Below are 19,368 nucleotides of genomic sequence, written 5' to 3'. Positions count from 1 at the left end.
CCGTCAAGCATTTCACGCAAATATTCATTAACACTCCCTTGATTTGCTCAATAAACAAGCAACCCCATGCACTCCAGCATGATTACCGAAATGCGCTGGCATAATTTTGACCCCTTTATAAAAAGGTAATACGCTCTCATGAAAACGCTGCCTTAGTGCTTCGATAAAAAATGACTCCTCTGAGATCGCCCCACCAATAATAATCAATTCCGGTGCTAATACATGTGTCAATGAAACAAGTCCGGCAACAACCTGATGCAAATACGCTTCAAAGACCTGTAATGCAATAGGGTTTTTATTAAATAACTGTTCTTTAAAATGTGCTATGCTTACCTCCTTACTTTGTGTTGCAGCGCAATATTTTTCTAATAAAGCTTTGGCTGAAGCATAACCTTCCCACGCTCCTGGCAGCATATTTTTTGCTTTGTCATTATTTTGTTGATTACCTTGTGCATTTGTCAGCAGATAGCCAAACTCACCTGCCGCATTATTAAACCCACGATACAATTGACCATTAATAATAATCGCACCGCCAATACTGGTACCCAATGTTAAAAAGAGATAATTCTGACAGTGATTATTCCGCCAATAGGTTGCTTCACCGATAGCCGCAGCATTAACATCATTTTCAATCACGACAAGCTCAACACCTGCTTCTTGTTTAAAGCGCTCAACTAACGGGTAATTTTCTAGCGCTTTGACATAAGGCGAACCAAAGGCAACACAACCTCTTTGAGGGTCTACAATTCCATGACACGAAAAGCCAACACCTATGATGTGATATGTCTTCTTTAATTCTATAAAACGCAGCATAAATTGCTGAAGCAGCGCCTCAGGATCGATGATTTTTCCTGTGTGATATTTATCTGATACAACGATATTCCCTGCTAAGTCAATCAATGCATATTTAGTATAAGTACCCCCTAGGTCAAAACATAAATAACTCTTCATACTATTAGTGATCTTTACTTAAGAATTTATGGCATTAGCATATACCGCTTCAACTATTTCAGCCAATAGAAAGCAGAGAAACCATTTAACTTTTGACTTTTTTGCACAAAACAGCAACAACTGATTGAAAACACCAAGACAATCCTTTAAAATCTTGCCACCTTTTAGGCTGAGTTTATGCAGTTTTCCAGTGAATGCAGTAAACTCAATGTATAACTAACCACTGGCTTAAGATATATTGGAACTAAACCATGACTGAAAATTTTAAAGACCTCTTTGAAGCTTCACTAAAAGAAACTGAAATGCGTGTTGGCAAGATCATTAAAGCAACTATCGTTGCCATTGATCGTGAATTTGCTTGGATTGACGCAGGTTTAAAATCAGAATCTATTGTTTCTCTTGATCAATTCAGAAATGATCAAGGCGAAATTGAAGTTGAAATTGGTGACCAAGTAGATGTTGTACTTGACGCATTAGACAACAGCAACGGTGAAACACGCCTATCTCGCGAGAAAGCAAAACGCATTGAAGTTTGGGGTGCGCTTGAGAAAGCATGTGATGACCAAGAAACTGTATTGGGTCGAATTACAAACCACGTTCGTGGCGGCTACACAGTTGAAGTGAAAGGCTTACGTGCGTTCTTACCAGGATCTCTTGTTGATGTTCGTCCATTACGCGATATCTCTCACCTAGAAGACAAAGATATCGAGCTTAAGATCGTTAAGCTTGACACTAAGCGTAACAATATCGTTGTTTCTCGTCGCGCGGTTATCGAAGCTGAGACGCAAGAAGATCGTGAAGCATTGTTTGAGAAATTAAGCGAAGGTTCAGTTGTTAAAGGTATTGTTAAAAACATTACTGACTTTGGTGCATTTATCGACCTTGGTGGCGTTGATGGTTTATTACACATTACTGATATGTCTTGGAGCCGCATCAAGCACCCAAGTGATATGTTAGCACTTGGTGATGAAATCGATGTTAAAATCATCAAATTTGATAACGACAAAGGTCGTATTTCTCTTGGTATCAAGCAATTGGGCGAAGATCCTTGGGCGAGTGTTGCTGAAGAGCTTGCTGTTGGTACTAAGCTTATGGGCAAAATCACTAATATTACTGACTACGGTTGTTTTGTTAAGCTTAAAGAAGGCATTGAAGGTCTTGTTCATACATCTGAAATGGATTGGACAAACAAAAATGCTAACCCACACAAACTAGTTTCTTTAGGTCAAGAAGTTGAAGTGATGGTATTAGAAGTTGATGCTTCACGTCACCGTATTTCTCTTGGCATGAAGCAATGCATCATCAACCCATGGCAAGCATTCGCCGATGCACACAAACCAGGTGATAAAGTTAATGGTAAGATCCGCTCTATTACTGATTTTGGTATCTTCATCGGCTTAGATGGTAATATCGATGGTCTGGTACACATTTCTGATGTTGCTTGGAACAAAGCTGAAGATGTTGTAAGCCAATTGAAGAAAGGTGAGGAAATCGAAGCAGTTATGCTTTCTGTTGATATCGAGCGTGAGCGTATTGCCCTTGGTATAAAGCAGCTTTCTGATGATCCATTTACACAATACACCTCTGCAAATGACAAAGGTGCTAAAGTAACTGGTGTTATCACTGCGGTTCAACAAAACGGTGCTAACGTTGAGCTTGCACCTGAAGTAGAAGGCTTCATCCGTGTTGCTGATATTTCACGTGAGCACGTTGAAGATGCCCGTCATGTTCTTAAAGTAGGTCAAGAAATTGAAGCGCGCGTTAGCAATATTGATACTAAGCGTCGTAGCATCAATCTTTCTATCAAAGGCCTAGATGAAGATATGGAAAAAACAGCTAAAACAAATTACAAAGCTGAACAAATGGCGCCAACAACCATTGGTGACTTAATCAAAGAAAAATTGAATAAATAAGAATAAGTAATACCTTAAGGCAATGACTACATTGCCTTTCTCTTTTTACTTACTTTACATTGAATTAAAGGACTTAATTTATTTTGCGAATCATGTCGACACTTTTACCCAAAAAATTTGCAACACCTAGAAAAGCGTCAAGATGGTTTGTACTACTTCCTACTCTTTTTATTTTATTAATCACTACATTATCATTAGGTTCTTGTACACATCATTCCTGTAAAGAAAATGATAACTCTACACGCTATATTTCACTGCTATTAAATCAATACATTAACAGCAACTATCTTGAGCTATTAGAAGAAATTCGCCATAAAAAAGGCATTACAGCAATTTATTTTGCCTCACGCAACAGAGTTACCCTACCTTCACAAACAAAAATTCAACAGTGTTGGGTCTCAACAAATAATTCAGAGCATTCACAACCTGCTTTTAAAACAATGTCTGATAACTCATTTTACACCTTAAGCAATAACAGTAACGCACCTTGCTATTTAAACATGGTTATTGACTACAATCCTTCAAATAAGCTATGGGATGTTCATGTTTACAACTTCAACCCTGATCAATTACCGTTTTCTTGGGTGTACAAACAGGTGCTAGGCAATATTGAAGTCGGGTTATATAACCTAACCGTTTAACTTGATTCAATTCGCTTTACAACCAAACACCGCAAAATGATTTACGATAGGTATAAATTCCTCTACTATATGGCGATTGCAAATTCCCTTTTCTGCATTAATGACTCAATTTACTATACTGCTTGATGAGCACGGCTTTTTAAAAGACCACACACATTGGTCAGCTGATATTGCTTATGCTTTTGCCAAAGAAGAAAATATTATACTAACCGAGGCACACTGGCAGGTTATTAATTTCTTGCGTGAATACTATGAGATACATACAACAGCACCAGCGATTCGTCTTTTGGTTAAATCACTCAAAGAGAAATATGGTCATGAGATTGGTAATAGTCTTTATCTACAGACTTTATTTCCTGTTTCCCCTGCACGGCAAGCCGCCAAAATCGCAGGATTACCTAAACCTAAAAGATGCATTTAATGATGTTAACCGTAAAAATTAAAAAATTACTTCACAATGAAATTCTCATTAAGTCTCTGGGCACCATGTTTGTACAAGGCTTAGGACAAATGACTGCTTTTGCCTCGGCCATTTTATTGGCACACTATCTAACTGTTTCTGAATATGGGCAATATATGTTTGGTGTGACCATTGCCACTATTTCTGCAGTGATTGCCACATTAGGCGCTGATGGGATTTTAGCTCGCAGCTGGGGCTGGTCTAGCAACAATGGAATTACACGCACTAAAGAGGTTTTCCAATTGCACAACTGGTTTTGGCGTCGTGGAATAATTATTCTGATCTTTGCTTGTATTGGCTGTTTTAGTTATATCTATTTATTTGATCCTAATGCCAGTTTTATTGAGGTTTTTGCTTTCTTATTTGCATTGCCTTTTTTTATTGCTAATCTTTTGCAGTCTTTTTATGTTGCCAATAGAAAAGTGATTTATGCCAACTTAATCCAATTTATCATGCGCCTGATGATGTTACTGATCATTGGCATCTATATTATAATCGAAATTCATAATGCCCCCTTACTTGTGGGCTCAATGTTTGCTGCGATTACCCTTTATATGCTTATATTATGGTTGAAAATTAGCATTAAATACGGATTTAAAAGTCATAAACCACACGGTAGCAATCTCTCTTTTATGCTACTAAAATGGGGGAATTTATTACTAAGTCAAATCGACATTGTTTTACTGAAAATATTCTCTAGCAATGAAAGTATTGCTTATTACGCCGTAGCACTGCAATTAAGCGCTTTAGTTGTCTTTGTTTTAAATGCCGTTAGCGCCAATATTATGGCGCAAGTAGCCAATGACTATAAAATGCTGTCACGTGATGCATTTCAGACCAAAATCACTGAATATACACGTATTATCTGCGGGCTTTCAGCGCTTGGTATGGTGGTTCTGATTATTGCAGGCTACTGGATCACTATGCTTTATGGTCAGGCGTATACCCAAGCTTATTCATTGTTTTGTGTCTTGATGATTGGCCAAGCGGTTAACGTGCTCTGTGGTAGTGTCTTTACTATCCTAAATATGGCAGGATTTGAGAAAACAACATGTCGTGTCTTTTACATTGCACTTGTTATTAATATTGCCCTAGGCATTGCACTTATTCCAAGCTTACATGCTTTTGGTATCGCGATTGCCTCAGCAATTGCAATGATTTTCTGGAATCTGGTATTAACTTATTTAGTGATCAAGAAACTTGGTATTAACCCAACCATCTTTACTTTTTTCCATAAATCATAATAGTTGTGGTTATAAATACAATTGCGACTGAGCTTGTAATGAACAAAACTTGATATATTCTTTTTTGATTTTTTGCCAAGTTGATGCTTTTTGTTGTGTTTCTTTTGTTACGGTCATTTTCTGCTCCTATTACTTGAATTTCAAAATATTATTTCTCATGATCATGCGATCGAATTGAGTGCATTATACTCAGTTGAGTGTAAAAAAACCGTTTCAAGCAAGTATTGCAATGTAAAAAAACTGTTACATATAGCCTACCCTTTTATGCTTTATAGTAATTGCTCTATTAACATCACTCAACACCTCAACTGTTACATCCAATTTTCTATGGCATATACCCACCCAAACTCACCAAAAATTATAATCTATCACACGCTAACCTATTAGAGAGATACAAAATCAGCTAGATTATTCTATGAATTTTTCAGAAATCATAGATACTATCAATGATAAAAAGCCTAACCAATAGAAGTAAGTATATGCTACTAAATACTTTCATTGTCATTATCAGTTTGATAGTGGTTATCTATAGTGCCGAGAGACTTGTGCATCGCACCGCTGAAATTGCAAACTATTTCAATATATCACCATTGATTATTGGGATGGTTATCTTAGGCTTTGGCACATCAAGTCCTGAAATAGTGGTTGCCATTGTTGCTTCTTTAAATGATCAAAGTACATTAGCAATTGGTAATGCTATTGGCTCTAATGTTGCTAACATGGGCTTGATTCTTGGATGTGTACTGTTAATCAGACCAATCAAAACACCTCAAGATAATACATTTATAAAGGAATCTGCAATATTATTAATAATTACTATCTTTTTGCTAGCAATTATCTATAACCTATATTTATCAAGATTTGATGGCATCATGCTTTTGATTATCTTACTGTTGTTATTTGCTATAAAAATATTTAACACAAAACAACCATCTAATAGCACAGTAATCAAAGAGAGAAATCATTCCATCAAACCATTCAAATCAGGTTTATGGATTGTCTTTTATTTGCTATTACTTATTCTTGGATCAAAACTACTTGTTTTTGGGGCAACTCATTTAGGTCAGCTTTTGGGAATGTCAGATTTTGTTATTGGACTGATTATTATCGCAATTGGGACATCAATACCCGAGTTAGCAGCCTCTGCTGCTGCAGTTCTTAAAAATCAAGGAGATCTAGCTATTGGCAATATCATTGGTTCTAATATATTTAACATACTTGCTGTAATTGGTATTGCAACGCTTATTAGACCCACTGCAGTAAGTAGCACCATTATTTATCGAGATATGTCTTATATGGCTTTATTGACTATTTTTCTAACCTACCTACTTCTTGTTAAAAAAGGCAGGGTTATAACACGACCTTATGGTGCAATACTGATTATATCTTATGTCCTTTATATCGGCACGATTGGCTTGCTGTAGCTATTTAATATTAACCAAAGGTGAAACAAAATCCATCTGACTTTATTTATCACTTCACAGCAATTGCCCTGCTAGAATATACTCATCACAATAAATAGGAGAATTTCGATGCATCTACGCAATATTGGCATGGGTCTTATCTTAATGTGCACAGGAGGTATAGCAATGGCAACTGATTATCAACATTTTAATGCAGATATAAAACAGCAAAAGCTAAGCACATTATCGACATTGCAATATCAGGTAACACAAGAAGAAGCCACAGAAAAACCCTTTGACAACAGCTATTGGAATAATAAAAGCGAAGGTATTTATGTTGATATAGTTTCTGGCGAGCCGCTGTTTAGTTCAACAGATAAATTTGAGTCAGGCACTGGTTGGCCAAGCTTTACAAAACCGATAGACACCAAATATATTCAGGAAAAAGAAGATCGTAAGTTCTTTTTTATCGTGCGCACGGAAGTCCGATCTTTGGTAGCTGACTCACATTTAGGACATGTTTTTAATGATGGGCCAGAACCTACAGGACTTCGCTATTGTGTTAACTCAGCAGCACTTAAGTTTATCCCAAAAGATGAAATGGCTAAAAGCGGCTATGGTGCCTACCTTTATCTATTCAATGATAACAATCCATCAAAATAATCATGCGCGTTATCTTTAAAAAAACCTTACTCATCGTCATTGTCATCATTTTATTTGCATTGGCATTACTTGGTGCGATTCTGCCAATCATTCCGGGATTTATATTCTTTTTCGCTGGAGTGATTGTACTTTCGTGGATTGTCCCACCCGTACGAAGATGGCTTCACAAACTATTGCATCGCTTTCCAAAATTAGAGAAACATGTGTTAAAAGCAGAAGATAAATTGAAGAAATGGTTTGGGCATTCTTAATGGCTACCCTTTAAAATGATTACCCCTCAAATGCACCAAAAGACATTAATTTGTCATAGCGTTTTGCTAAGCGATCATCATTAGATAAGGCATTTAAATCACTCAATAAACGCTGCAGCGTCAGTTTGATTTCTTTTGCAGCTTCAGTAATATTGCGATGCGCGCCACCTAAAGGCTCTTTAATGACTTCATCAACAATATCATGTTCTTTTAAACGCTTAGCAGTAATACCCATAATCTCAGCAGCATCAGCAGCTTTTTCGGCTGTCTTCCATAAGATTGAAGCACACCCTTCTGGTGAAATTGTCGCAAAATAACTGTACTCGAGCATTACCAACTTATCGCCCACACCAATGCCCAAAGCACCACCTGAGCAACCTTCGCCAATAACAACACAAATCACAGGTACATTTAACTTAGACATCTCAAGCAAATTGCGCGCAATCGCCTCACTTTGTCCGCGTTCTTCAGCTTTAACACCTGGATAAGCGCCTGGTGTATCGATAAACGTAATAACAGGCACATTAAATTTCTCAGCAAGCTTCATCAAACGCAATGCTTTGCGATATCCTTCCGGATGCATCATGCCAAAGTTATGGCGCAGTTTATCTTTTGTTTTGCGCCCCTTTTCCTGACCAATCACCATTACTGCTTGATCGCCTAATTTAGCTAAACCACCAATAACCGCCTTATCATCCGCAAAAGCACGATCACCATGCAATTCTTGGAAATCAGTAAAAATCTTATTAAGTAAATCTAAAAAATATGGGCGTTCAGGATGGCGTGCTAATTGAATTATCTGCCAATCGCTTAATGAGTTATAGATCTTCTTCATTAAATCGGTCGTTTTACCTTGTAACTTCTCGATTTCCTGTTGAACATCTTCACTATGCGCATTTGACTTAGCTAGCGCTTCAATCTTTGCTTCTAATTCGGCAATTGGTTTTTCAAATTCAAGAAATTGCATATTTTCCCTTACTTAGTCCACTTGACGCTTACAATACGTCTCTTTAATAAATAAAGCAAATATAATACTAATGATAAAGCCAATTAGCAAAATCCCCATGCCAAAATTAAGCCCAGGCGCTGCCATATCATCCAAACCTTTGCTGTGATTAAACCATGTTGTCATCACGCCAAATAGTGGCATAGCGATCACACCACCCCATAATAATGAGTTCATGGATACAATGCTTGTTGCAATTGCATTATTTTTCATCGGATTGGTTTCACCCACAAATGGATAAGCGACGGTTTGCGCGCTGGTGACAAACCCTAATAAGAAAAATAGTACTGATAATTGTGCGACACTCACCGTGCAAAACATAATAATCGCAATAATGATAACCGATGTAACACCACCTAGGATTAAAGGTTGTTTGCGGCGACGCATACGCTCAGTCAACCACCCCCAAAACGGATAAGCAAAAATCATACCTAAAAAGATATACCCTGTAATCGAACGTGCTTCTAACATACTCACATCATGGGTTTTCATCAGATATTCATTTGACCACATCCCACCCAACATCCATGTGCCAATATTAATCAAACCAACATAAATACCAGCACACCAGTTTTGCGGCTTAGATAAAACTAACTTTAACGTTGCTAAGATAGACTCCGATCTTAAGGCTTTAGTTTGCATCGTGCGCGCTTCTGTTAAAGCTTTTGGTGCATTACGCACAACAATAAAAATAAGTGCTGCTAAAACCAAACCAAACAAGCTAATGACATGTAATGTATGCTCTAAGCCAAATGCATCAAGCAAATAACCAACGGGCGCTTGTGCTGCATAGCCACCCAACATACCAATGGCAATAATAATACCAATAACAAAACCTAAGCGGTTTGCTGGAAACCAATTTGTTGCAATGCGGATACAACCAACAAGACTAAAGCTTGCACCCATCCCCATAAGTAAGCGAGAAACGCCCATCACATAAACACTTGTTGTTAATGTCATTGCAAAAATACTCAACGCACAGACTAATAAAGCTATTGATATGGCTAGACGCGGTGAGAACCTATCTAGAATATACGCAGCAGGAATCAAGCACGCAATATTCGTATAAAAGTATAAGCTGGCAATGAAACTCACACTCACTGGTGTCAAGTCTGGATAAGCCTTTAAAATGGCAGGTGTTAATGTATTAAAAGCATTGCCTAAGCCAAATTCAAAGAAAAAGAAAAATGAAATTAAAATTACGACTGCCCAAGATTTTGCCAATGGCACTTGGGCTAGTTTTTCCTGATACGAGGAGGAAGTCATAACACTCCGAATTGCGAACTGTATTTTCAAGGGCGACAAATATAACAAAAAAATAATTTTTTTACAGTAAAATTTTAATTACAGGCATCAATGAAGTATTAACCACTTTACATCATTGATCTTTTGATCTAAATTATATAAAGTATTTTTTATATAAAAATTTATGGATTTGTAATGAGCGATATTGATGAACTTATTTTGACGAGAATTGCTGATGTGTGCCAGATCATGGGTGATGCTAACCGTATGCGTATTTTATTCTTATGTGCTAAAGAAGTAACGCCGGTTAATCACTTTGTCGAACAACTTGGAATCTCTCAACCTCTGGTTAGTCACCATTTGAAATTAATGAAACAACAGCGTCTGATTAAAGGTGAACGCCAAGGAAAACAAGTGCTCTATTCCTTATACGATGAGCATGTGCATTGTATTTTACAAGATATGTATAAACACTGGTCGGATGAAACTCATTAATCAAACAAAGGAAAAAGGCAAACAAAATGTTTGAATATAAAATTTATGGCATGGACTGTTTGGATGAAGTTTCCGTGGTAAAACGAGAGCTTCTACCTTATGTCAAAGATGAGAACCTTTTACAGTTCAATCTATTGAAAGGCAAGCTCATGATCCACAGTCAAACACAACAATTTACACAAGCTGAAATTGAAAAAAGACTCAAAGCAACGGGCTATCAATTTATCAGTTGGCAACAATATGAAATTAAAAAACAAACCAATAGTGAAAGCTTTTGGCAAAAGCATATACGCAGCCTATTAACAGTGATCTGCGCATTGTTTTTAATCATAGGTTTTGCCATCCATGGCAGTCATCATGGCTTTTTAGATGCCCTTATTGGTGAGCATGGAGCAGCAACTGCCCAGCCTGTTAGCTCGATTGTTTTCTATGTTTTGGCATTAATCGTTGGTGGCTTTTTTATTTATCCTAAAGCATGGGCAGCATTAAAACGTATACGTCCTGATATTAATCTTTTGATGAGCATTGCTGTAATTGGTGCGATATGTTTAGGTCAGTGGCTAGAAGCAGGTATGATTGTCTTTTTATTCTCGATCGCTTCATTGTTGGAATCATGGAGTGTTGGCAAAGCAAGAAAAGCGATTCAATCATTACTAGAAATAGCACCCGATACGGCTAATGTTTATTGTCCACATCACAAAGATATCGATATTAAAAAAGTTGAGGAAGTTAATATCGGCGCCACAATCGTCATCAAACCTGGTGAGCGAGTCCCTTTAGATGGCGTTGTTAAAGAAGGTGAAAGCTTTATTAATCAAGCACCTATTACCGGTGAGTCATTGCCTATTGAGAAAAAGCAAGGTGATCCTGTATTTGCTGGCAGTTTAAATGAAGATGGTCTTTTGTATGTCAAAGTAACAAAACTTGCTACTGAATCAACACTATCAAACATTATCCGTCAAGTGGAACTAGCGCAAGCGAATAAGGCAAAGTCGGAGATGTGGGTTGAGCAATTTGCCAAATACTACACGCCTTTGATGATGCTATTTGCTTTGCTAGTTGCGATTATCCCGCCATTATTATTTGCTGGCAGTTGGTACAACTGGATTTATGAGGCTCTGGTTATTCTTGTTATTGCCTGCCCTTGCGCTTTAGTTATTTCAACACCTGTGAGCATTGTCTCAGGCTTAAGTGCTGCGGCTAATCATGGCATTTTAATCAAAGGTGGCAGCTTTCTTGAGTTACCGGCAAAGCTTAATGCGATTGCTTTTGACAAAACAGGGACGATTACCCAAGGTAAACCCATCATTCAGTCAATTATTAATATCTCAAAAGAGTATAGTGATCACGAGTTACTACAACTTGCTGCTACACTTGAAGAAGGTAATAACCATCCCTTGGCACATGCTATTTTTGATAAAATGGCTGCACTCCAATTAGCAAAAACCTTTAATGCTTCTGATGTTCAAGTTGTTAAAGGCAAAGCGATTACAGGACGAATTAATGAGCGCAATTACTGGATTGGCAGTCATAAATATCTACATGAGAAAACTGAAATTACAGCACATTTAAATGCCTTTCATGATCAAATTCTTGAATTAGAAAAAACAGGACACTCACTATTAATCTTCGCTAATAGCAATCATATTCTTGGCTTATTTGCTGTTGCTGATAGCATCAAAGACAATGCCAAAGAAACCTTAGCCAAACTCAACGCCCTTGGCATAAAAACCGCGTTATTAACTGGTGATAATAAAGGAGCCGCACAGTTTATTGCACAACAAGCTGGACTTGATGAAGTTTACTCTGAGCTTTTACCTGAAGATAAAGTAGCAAAAATCAAAGCCTTACAAGCTCAATATCAAACAGTTGCGATGGTTGGTGATGGTATTAATGACGCCCCTGCTTTGGCAACAGCTGACTTAAGTCTTGCTATGGGTGATGCAGGTAGTGATGTTGCGATTGAAACGGCTGATATTGCATTGATGTCCGATGATCTAGCTAAATTACCATGGTTAATTAAACATGCCAAACGTGTTAAAACCATTATTCAGCAAAATATCACCTTTGCTTTAGGGCTTAAAGTAATCTTCATGGCATTGGCCTTACTTGAACTTGCCAATATTTGGATGGCCATTGGTGCTGATATGGGTGCGTCCTTACTTGTAGTATTTAATAGTTTGCGCTTATTAAAAAGCAAGAATCAAGGTTGATTTTGTAACAAAACTGAAACGTCGGTTTCTTTTGACTTTATTGGCTTTTCATGTACAACTATATTGCTTTATTTACACCTCTGATGGAGAGCTCACTTTATGATATTTAACCTACGCAAAGCGTCTATTGCGACTGGATTACTAACAACAGCCGTTTTAGTCAATGCCACATTTGCTCATTCCACTAATATTAATATCAACAGCATTCAAACCATTATTAAATCTGAAAACACTCAAGTTTTTGACACGATTATCCAATTTAAAGCATCTGCCGATTTACTTAACTGGTCAATCGGGTTTTATATGCCACGCACGTTTAATGCATTAACTGTTGCCGCAACAGGTACGGATATTAACCCGAACCTTCACATGCAAATTTGCGATGATCAAACAGATACTTGCAGTAAACTAGTTTATGTAAAAGAGGACAGCAGACAATATGTTTATGCCGATGGCTATACCAATGTATTAGCACCTGAATCAGTCTTTCCATTAAAGGCTCACCATAGCTACACCATTAAATTGATTAATAATAACCAATGGGTTCCGGCTAATATTAACTCGATGCCGCAATCATTCTTTGTGACAGACCAAGACAATAACCTTATCACGCCAATTAATGTATCACTCTCTGCTTATAACGCTCACAATGACTTTAGTCACATTGGTGGCTATGATGCGAATAAAACACACCAGCTCATTGAGCAACACATTACACGAAATTGGCAAAACTCTACAGCCAATAACGACATAATCAATAAGCTTGGCTTAATTCCATCGCCTAAAAGGATACTAGACTTTAATGCCAAACAAACCATCAATTTGCAAAAAGTAACATTTGATTATACGAGTGACTTTGATAGCCCATTTGATCAAAACTATGTAAACAAAATACTTGGCATTAAATTTAATCATGCACTGAAAGATAGTTATTCGTTTGCTATTAAACAAGTGCCATTAAGTAAACTTAATCATAATCCAGAAGCCTACACATTACGCATTAAGGCTCATACAATTACCATTAGTGCAGCAACTGAGGCTGGCGTATTTTATGCACTTGAATCCTTGCGCCAATTGGCTTTTTTACATCACAATAAATTGCCCAGCGTATATATTAACGACGCACCACAATTTAAATATCGCGGCTTATTAATCGATGTTTCAAGGCATTATTTTACAATCGATGAGTTAAAGACAATGATTGATGCAATGGCTGCTTTGAAGCTTAATAGTTTGCATCTACATTTTGCAGATGATGAAGCATGGCGCCTTGAGCTACCATCTATCACAGGTGATATTATTAAAAAGGCAGCTTTTCGTGGTTATGTCAAAAACAGCACAAACCCTGCATCAATGATGTTGCAAGCCAATCAAGATCTAACCAATTATAAGGATTTTGACTCTACTAAAAAAATGCTGACCAAAAATTTCCCTAACGCAACAACCAATTATGGTCTGTATTACTCAATGGCGGATATAAGAGAATTAATTCAATATGCCAATGAACGTCAAATAACCATTATTCCTGAGATTGACCTACCAGGACATGCCAGAGCACTAGTGCATGCAATGCCTGATATTTTTATCAATCCTTTAGATCATAGCGATTATATTAGTGTTCAGGGTTATTATAATGATGTGATCCCTGTGTGCTTATATAATCAAAAATCAGCACAAGCCAAACAATTTACAGCCAAGATCAATCAAATCATTCATGATATTGGCGCCCTCTTTGCAGGACAAACAACGGTTTATGCTGACAATGAAGTCAGTGTCGGTGGTGATGAAGTTTCCAAAGATGCATGGTCAAATGATAGTAGCTGTCAAGACAATCTCACCGCTTTGGATCGCTCTCAGAAATTCTTTAAGGATCTGCAAGCTGCAAACCCTCAAATTAAACTCTCTGGTTGGCAGCAGTTCGTACAAACCGATCATGGCGATATTGGTAATTATTCAATGACTTCTGATAAGACAGCACATACATGGGTTTGGGATCCTTCCACCCCCGGCATTAAGCATGCCAACGTGCTAGCATCACATGGCTATCCAACAGTATTAGCCTACTCAGATCACTTATATTTTGATTTGACCTATACTCCAGATGCGTGGGAGCCTGGTCTATATTGGGCGGGTAGTTTTTTAGATACGCAAGCGGCTCTTTCTAGTGCAATAACCGCGTTGCAAACGATCAACTCACTTAATCCGAGAGATTACGATAATATTCTTGGACTAGAAGGCACACTATGGACAGAAAACACCACCAATGCACGTCACTTACAATATAAAACATTCCCTAAAATCACAGGACTTGCTGAAGCAAGTTGGAGTCCTTTTGCAACGACAACAGGTTTAACGGACAAACCTAACTGGCAAAGTCTTGCAACACGTTTAGGAATGAATGATCAAAGTGGCGTTCTTGGCTATCTAAACAGCGAGTTTGGCGTTGTTTATCGCGGAATGCCTTATGGCATTGCCAAGGAGGTCCCTGCTCATTAACCGCAAACTGCTACAAAGCCATTAAAGGATATGCTACACTTTGACTCCGTTAATGCCATTAAATCAATAATGGCATAGATCTAAAATGGAGCATCTTATGGAAAACTTTATTTATTACAACCCTACACGCATTTACTTTGGTCAAGGACAAATCACGCAATTAAGTCATGCAATTGCCAAAGATCAAAAAGTACTATTAATTTACGGTGGTGGCAGCATTAAACAAAATGGTGTTTATGACCAAGTAAAAACAGCATTAGCTGACCATCAAGTGACTGAATTCTCAGGTATTGAACCAAACCCTGAATATGAAACCTGCCTTAAAGCAGTTGAGCTCATCAAGCAAAATAATATTGATTTTGTCTTAGCTGTTGGTGGCGGCTCAGTCATTGATGCCACTAAATTTATCGTTGCAGCCGCTAAGTTCAAAGGAGATGCATGGGATATTTTAGCCAAACATGCTGACATTACTGAAGCGGTACCTTTTGGTTGTGTGTTAACACTGCCTGCGACAGGCTCTGAAATGAACTCAGGATCAGTTATCTCGCGCCGCGCGTTGAATAAAAAGCTTGCCTTTATGCATGAGAAAGTATTCCCTGTTTTTTCAATTCTTGATCCAGAGACAACTTACACACTGCCGGCAAGACAAGTTGCCAATGGTGTTGTCGATGCCTTTGTCCACGTGATGGAGCAGTATTTAACTTATCCGCAAAATGCTCAATTGCAAGATCGTTTTGCTGAAGGCATTCTCAGCACGTTAATTGAAGAAGGTGAAAAAGTACTAACTCACCCTCATGACTATGATGTGCGTGCTAACATTATGTGGGCAGCAACACTTGCATTAAATACACTGATCGCTCAGGGTGTTAAAACTGATTGGGCAACACATATGATTGGGCATGAGTTAACTGCCTTTTACGGCTTGGATCATGCACAAACCCTCGCAATTATTCTGCCAAGCATTATGGAGTACAAAAAGGATAAAAAACAAGCCAAGCTGATTCAATACGCTGAACGTGTTTGGCAGGTTGATAAAGCGCTTGATGCTGAAACAAAAGTACAAATCGCTATTGAGAAAACACGCGCCTTTTTTGAAAAAATGGGCAACCCAACCAAAATTAGCGCTTACCAACTGTCTCAAGATAAATTTGATGACATTATTAATAATCTCAAAGATAACGGTCTTATCGCATTGGGGGAACATGCTGACATCACGCCTAAAGACAGTTTAAAAATCTTGCAAATGAGTTACTAAATAATAGTAACGAATCTTCACCTCTGACCTTGAGGGATTGCTCGTGCAGCATAGGCTGCGCGGGTGAGAGGTAATTGAATTTATTTTCTTTCACTTATCAACACATCCTGCTAAAATTCGCCCACTAATATCATACTTATTTATCAAAAAATCAAAAAATGAAAAGATCTAAACTAATCAATACAGCTTTATCTATACTCGTTGCAACAACAGCTGTGGCAATAAGCGCTTGCTCATCAAATACTGGATTAGGCAATTACAATATTAATCAAGCGATGAGCTCAATGCCTACAAAGGTCAAAACACAAACGACAGACTTTAAATTTTACTTTGGTAAAAACTCAGCTCCTGCAGGCGCTAAAGACTTAGGTGAGATTACAACAAGCCGTCGTTCTAATGCTTTTGCTAAAGACCCTGTCGCTTCTTGTAACTGGGTATTCTACTCAGCACTTCTAAGCTTAGAAATCCAAGCCAAAGAAATGGGTGGCAATGGTGTTGCTAATATTCAATCAAATTGGAAAAATAACACGACATCAAGCACAGATACTTACGTGTGTGAAAATGGCTTATGGATGTCAGGTGTCGCTTTAAAAGGTAACGCCATCAAGCAGTAAATCGTTATCGCTTTCTGACACAAATAAACCGATGTGGCATCTCTTTTTGATCCTCTAATACATCAAATCCTGCTTCAATAAATAATTGATGTAAATCCAGCTGATGAAACGCTTTAACAAAGGGTTCATTCAGCTTGCGCGCTAACAATTTGAAATAAACACCTTTCACCCCGTGGTCTTTACATAATTGCCATGTTTTATCTTGATATTGCACCGGTGATGGTTCAGCAATGACAAACACTCCACCCTTTTTAAGCACACGTGAAGCTTCTGCGATAAGTTGTTTGATATATCTTGGTGGAATTTCATGTAACACATAGCATCCACTTAATCCATCAAAGCGTCCATCAGCAAATGGCAATGCCTCAGCAACCCCTTGAATAAATTTGATATGTGGATAGTCTAACGCAGCATGTTTTAATAAATAGGGACTTGGATCAATCCCCCAAATATCGTGAGCACCTTGTTGATAAATCACATCGGCAGTTTTGCCACCACCACAACCGATATCCAAGACTGCGTGACAGTCTTTTATATAATGTGCTATTTTTTTACGTATGGGATCAACTTGATTAAGCATCGCAATATCAAAGCCTTTGATATAACCACGAGTTAATAGCTTTGAATAATTTCCACAAGGAATATTATGAAACTCCTGTAAAACATACTTAGGAATAGGCATTTCCTGCAATAGTTTTTCATCTAAACGCACAGATCTATTTTTTGGATAAAAAACTGCCTTTACCAAGGTGAGCCAAGCCATTGGTGATTTAAAATTTAACTCATCAACCCAGCTTTTAGGTAAATCCAACTCATCCCAATTTTGGATATCAGGATCTAGGGAAGCTTTATTATCAATTTGTTGCATGGTTAAAAAATTAGAAAATCATATTTTTTGACAGACTATATAGCGCTATGCGTGTTTTCACAATATTTTTAATCAGCTTTACGTTTTTTGCGGAATATCCGCTAACTTTCTTAGCATTGGCACTAGGAAATATAAAATAATACCTGCAATCACCGCGATCACTGTTAACCAGCTGAATAAGGATAGATACGAGTGATTGGTTTGTAATGGTGTCGCATTATCCGTTGCAGGAGCAACCATAATTGATAATAAACTGGCAATGACGCCTGATGTGCTACCAACGACAACCATCCAAGCACCCATCATTAAACCTTGTAATCTTGCTGATGCGAGTTTTCCAATCATCGCATATCCCGTAGGTCCAATCAAAAGCTCACCAATTGACTGGAAAAAATAGCTTAAAATAAGCCATATCATCGCGCTATAGCCACCTTTGCTAGCCGTTATAATGCCAATCGGCAACATTAAAAAACCAAGGGCGACAAAAAAGATGCTAAATGCAAACTGCATTGGGAAAGAAAAAACAAATTTTTTGCGTATCTTGATCAATATCAATGGCAGCAGTGGACCACCAATGGCTAAAACTAAGGTGTTTATATTCTGAAACCATTGTGTTGGTACTGTGAAGTGGAAAACAGCTCGATTGACATTGTATTCAGTAAACATCGTTAATGCCATTGGCGCTAAAGAATAAGGCACCCAAAACGCCAAGCCAAAGATTGATAAAATGATATAAGCATACACTTTCTTTTTTTGTAATAATTCACTTTGTGACTGTGCAATGGGAATAAAGATTAAAATAAGAACAATACCAATTGCTAGGGCAACATAATCGGTATTTAACGGATATTGCAGCGCAATCATTAATGCAATCGCCACCAATACAATGACTGCAAAGCCCATGATGTTTTTGGTATACAAAACCTTTGTGCCCTTCTTTTTAACCATTTCAGCAAGTGGTGTTGTAATATCTTCAACATTTTTCCAACCCAACAACAGAATAATAAACGCAAGGATATTGGTTATTGTTGTAATCATAAATAGCGTACTATAGGCATGCCCTGTTTGGAAAATACCCGCAACCGTAAAGCCCAAGAAAAACCCAACATTCATCCCAGCATAATTCCAGAAAAATGCGGTTTCTCGCCCAGCATCCTCTGCTGTAAACTGTTGTGTTAGCATCATGTTAATACACGGGACATTCAACCAAGAACCCGTAAGAAATAATGCTAGTGCAATATATAAATGCTCAGTTGTCGGTGTAGTTAAAATAATGCACGCAATGACCTGTAAGACCATTCCTATTAAAAACAAGACACGATAGCTAACAAGTCGCCCTCCCATATAGCCACCTAATAGATGTAAACCAAAATTAAATGCAGCAAAAACACCCATTACTGCACTTGCTTTAGTGGCAGAAAATCCCAGCGCTTGGGTCATAAACAGTACTAATGTCGAATAAAGTACCGCATAACTAACTGTTGAGAATAGTTGTGTTACTAAGAGGTTTTGACTTGGATTTTTAAACGAGAATACCATTTTTTTATTTTCCATACTTGATGTGGCTATTTTACAAAGATTTACTGTAAAGACACAAATACAGCAACAAATTGCTTGTGACCACTATTATTTAAAATCGCATCAAAAGAA

At 37.7% G+C, this 19,368-nt stretch carries 17 protein-coding genes; 12 read left to right on the top strand and 5 right to left on the bottom strand.

Annotated elements, in window-relative coordinates; translation table 11 throughout:
- Window positions 1-27 precede the first annotated feature (27 nt).
- On the bottom strand, window positions 28-951 hold the full coding sequence (locus ACY10D_RS06060; RefSeq protein WP_486999869.1) for an ROK family protein: 924 nt from the start codon (window positions 949-951) through the stop codon (window positions 28-30).
- A gap of 251 nt (window positions 952-1,202) precedes the next feature.
- Between ACY10D_RS06060 and rpsA the strand changes: the two genes are divergently transcribed.
- The 7 genes from rpsA (at window position 1,203) to ACY10D_RS06025 (ending at window position 7,526) form a co-directional block, all read left to right on the top strand.
- Window positions 1,203-2,864: a 30S ribosomal protein S1 gene (gene rpsA / locus ACY10D_RS06055; RefSeq protein ID WP_486999868.1), complete on the top strand. Its 1,662-nt coding sequence runs from the start codon at window positions 1,203-1,205 to the stop codon at window positions 2,862-2,864.
- Between the two features lie 92 nt (window positions 2,865-2,956).
- On the top strand, window positions 2,957-3,505 hold the full coding sequence (locus tag ACY10D_RS06050) for a hypothetical protein (protein WP_486999867.1): 549 nt from the start codon (window positions 2,957-2,959) through the stop codon (window positions 3,503-3,505).
- 100 nt (window positions 3,506-3,605) lie between these two features.
- Window positions 3,606-3,926 carry a TusE/DsrC/DsvC family sulfur relay protein gene (locus ACY10D_RS06045; RefSeq protein ID WP_486999866.1) on the top strand — a complete coding sequence of 107 codons (321 nt, stop codon included), beginning with the start codon at window positions 3,606-3,608 and terminating at the stop codon, window positions 3,924-3,926.
- Window positions 3,926-5,209 (top strand): MATE family efflux transporter, encoded by a 1,284-nt coding sequence (locus tag ACY10D_RS06040; RefSeq protein WP_486999865.1) that lies wholly within the window; start codon window positions 3,926-3,928, stop codon window positions 5,207-5,209. Before ACY10D_RS06045 ends, ACY10D_RS06040 begins: the two co-directional genes overlap by 1 nt.
- A gap of 446 nt (window positions 5,210-5,655) precedes the next feature.
- Window positions 5,656-6,633, top strand: coding sequence for a calcium/sodium antiporter (locus ACY10D_RS06035; RefSeq protein ID WP_486999864.1), 978 nt, complete (start codon window positions 5,656-5,658; stop codon window positions 6,631-6,633).
- Between the two features lie 108 nt (window positions 6,634-6,741).
- Window positions 6,742-7,275 carry a peptide-methionine (R)-S-oxide reductase MsrB gene (gene msrB, locus ACY10D_RS06030; RefSeq protein WP_486999863.1) on the top strand — a complete coding sequence of 178 codons (534 nt, stop codon included), beginning with the start codon at window positions 6,742-6,744 and terminating at the stop codon, window positions 7,273-7,275.
- 2 nt (window positions 7,276-7,277) lie between these two features.
- Window positions 7,278-7,526, top strand: a complete 249-nt coding sequence (locus tag ACY10D_RS06025) for a hypothetical protein (protein ID WP_486999862.1) — start codon at window positions 7,278-7,280, stop codon at window positions 7,524-7,526.
- 19 nt (window positions 7,527-7,545) lie between these two features.
- On the opposite strand, the gene ACY10D_RS06020 is transcribed toward ACY10D_RS06025, so the two are convergent.
- Window positions 7,546-8,493: an acetyl-CoA carboxylase carboxyltransferase subunit alpha gene (locus ACY10D_RS06020; RefSeq protein WP_486999861.1), complete on the bottom strand. Its 948-nt coding sequence runs from the start codon at window positions 8,491-8,493 to the stop codon at window positions 7,546-7,548.
- A 12-nt stretch (window positions 8,494-8,505) separates the two neighbouring features.
- Window positions 8,506-9,798 carry an MFS transporter gene (locus ACY10D_RS06015; RefSeq protein ID WP_486999860.1) on the bottom strand — a complete coding sequence of 431 codons (1,293 nt, stop codon included), beginning with the start codon at window positions 9,796-9,798 and terminating at the stop codon, window positions 8,506-8,508.
- A gap of 174 nt (window positions 9,799-9,972) precedes the next feature.
- Between ACY10D_RS06015 and ACY10D_RS06010 the strand changes: the two genes are divergently transcribed.
- The 5 genes from ACY10D_RS06010 (at window position 9,973) to ACY10D_RS05990 (ending at window position 16,850) form a co-directional block, all read left to right on the top strand.
- Window positions 9,973-10,272 carry an ArsR/SmtB family transcription factor gene (locus tag ACY10D_RS06010; RefSeq protein ID WP_486999859.1) on the top strand — a complete coding sequence of 100 codons (300 nt, stop codon included), beginning with the start codon at window positions 9,973-9,975 and terminating at the stop codon, window positions 10,270-10,272.
- Window positions 10,273-10,298: 26 nt separating this feature from the next.
- A complete protein-coding gene (locus ACY10D_RS06005) occupies window positions 10,299-12,485 on the top strand; it encodes a heavy metal translocating P-type ATPase (protein WP_486999858.1) in 2,187 nt (728 codons plus the stop codon).
- 99 nt (window positions 12,486-12,584) lie between these two features.
- Window positions 12,585-14,981, top strand: a complete 2,397-nt coding sequence (locus tag ACY10D_RS06000) for a family 20 glycosylhydrolase (RefSeq protein WP_486999857.1) — start codon at window positions 12,585-12,587, stop codon at window positions 14,979-14,981.
- A 97-nt stretch (window positions 14,982-15,078) separates the two neighbouring features.
- A complete protein-coding gene (locus ACY10D_RS05995; RefSeq protein ID WP_486999856.1) occupies window positions 15,079-16,236 on the top strand; it encodes an iron-containing alcohol dehydrogenase in 1,158 nt (385 codons plus the stop codon).
- Window positions 16,237-16,394: 158 nt separating this feature from the next.
- Entirely contained in the window at window positions 16,395-16,850 is a 456-nt protein-coding gene (locus tag ACY10D_RS05990; RefSeq protein WP_486999855.1) for an excinuclease, read from the top strand.
- Between the two features lie 4 nt (window positions 16,851-16,854).
- Here the strand turns inward: ACY10D_RS05990 and ACY10D_RS05985 are convergent, their stop codons facing one another.
- Both ACY10D_RS05985 and ACY10D_RS05980 read right to left on the bottom strand, forming a co-directional pair.
- Window positions 16,855-17,718 carry a class I SAM-dependent methyltransferase gene (locus ACY10D_RS05985; protein ID WP_486999854.1) on the bottom strand — a complete coding sequence of 288 codons (864 nt, stop codon included), beginning with the start codon at window positions 17,716-17,718 and terminating at the stop codon, window positions 16,855-16,857.
- Window positions 17,719-17,796: 78 nt separating this feature from the next.
- Window positions 17,797-19,272 (bottom strand): peptide MFS transporter, encoded by a 1,476-nt coding sequence (locus ACY10D_RS05980; protein WP_486999853.1) that lies wholly within the window; start codon window positions 19,270-19,272, stop codon window positions 17,797-17,799.
- Window positions 19,273-19,368: the final 96 nt, after the last annotated feature.

This window comes from Cysteiniphilum sp. (assembly GCF_057495195.1).
The sequence above is the reverse complement of the archived record's forward strand: the minus strand, read 5'-3'. Positions and strand labels throughout refer to the sequence as shown.

Excerpts from the sequence above, each read along its gene's own strand:
- ACY10D_RS05990 (WP_486999855.1), top strand. The coding sequence starts at position 16,395 with ATGAAAAGATCTAAACTAATCAATACAGCTTTATCTATACTCGTTGCA.
- ACY10D_RS06000 (WP_486999857.1), top strand. The coding sequence starts at position 12,585 with ATGATATTTAACCTACGCAAAGCGTCTATTGCGACTGGATTACTAACA.
- ACY10D_RS06015 (WP_486999860.1), bottom strand. The coding sequence starts at position 9,798 with ATGACTTCCTCCTCGTATCAGGAAAAACTAGCCCAAGTGCCATTGGCA.
- ACY10D_RS06025 (WP_486999862.1), top strand. The coding sequence starts at position 7,278 with ATGCGCGTTATCTTTAAAAAAACCTTACTCATCGTCATTGTCATCATT.
- ACY10D_RS06035 (WP_486999864.1), top strand. The coding sequence starts at position 5,656 with ATGATAAAAAGCCTAACCAATAGAAGTAAGTATATGCTACTAAATACT.
- ACY10D_RS06045 (WP_486999866.1), top strand. The coding sequence starts at position 3,606 with ATGACTCAATTTACTATACTGCTTGATGAGCACGGCTTTTTAAAAGAC.
- ACY10D_RS06005 (WP_486999858.1), top strand. The coding sequence starts at position 10,299 with ATGTTTGAATATAAAATTTATGGCATGGACTGTTTGGATGAAGTTTCC.
- ACY10D_RS06040 (WP_486999865.1), top strand. The coding sequence starts at position 3,926 with ATGATGTTAACCGTAAAAATTAAAAAATTACTTCACAATGAAATTCTC.
- ACY10D_RS06050 (WP_486999867.1), top strand. The coding sequence starts at position 2,957 with ATGTCGACACTTTTACCCAAAAAATTTGCAACACCTAGAAAAGCGTCA.
- ACY10D_RS06060 (WP_486999869.1), bottom strand. The coding sequence starts at position 951 with ATGAAGAGTTATTTATGTTTTGACCTAGGGGGTACTTATACTAAATAT.
- ACY10D_RS05985 (WP_486999854.1), bottom strand. The coding sequence starts at position 17,718 with ATGCAACAAATTGATAATAAAGCTTCCCTAGATCCTGATATCCAAAAT.
- ACY10D_RS06020 (WP_486999861.1), bottom strand. The coding sequence starts at position 8,493 with ATGCAATTTCTTGAATTTGAAAAACCAATTGCCGAATTAGAAGCAAAG.
- ACY10D_RS05980 (WP_486999853.1), bottom strand. The coding sequence starts at position 19,272 with ATGGAAAATAAAAAAATGGTATTCTCGTTTAAAAATCCAAGTCAAAAC.
- ACY10D_RS06010 (WP_486999859.1), top strand. The coding sequence starts at position 9,973 with ATGAGCGATATTGATGAACTTATTTTGACGAGAATTGCTGATGTGTGC.
- rpsA (WP_486999868.1), top strand. The coding sequence starts at position 1,203 with ATGACTGAAAATTTTAAAGACCTCTTTGAAGCTTCACTAAAAGAAACT.
- ACY10D_RS05995 (WP_486999856.1), top strand. The coding sequence starts at position 15,079 with ATGGAAAACTTTATTTATTACAACCCTACACGCATTTACTTTGGTCAA.
- msrB (WP_486999863.1), top strand. The coding sequence starts at position 6,742 with ATGCATCTACGCAATATTGGCATGGGTCTTATCTTAATGTGCACAGGA.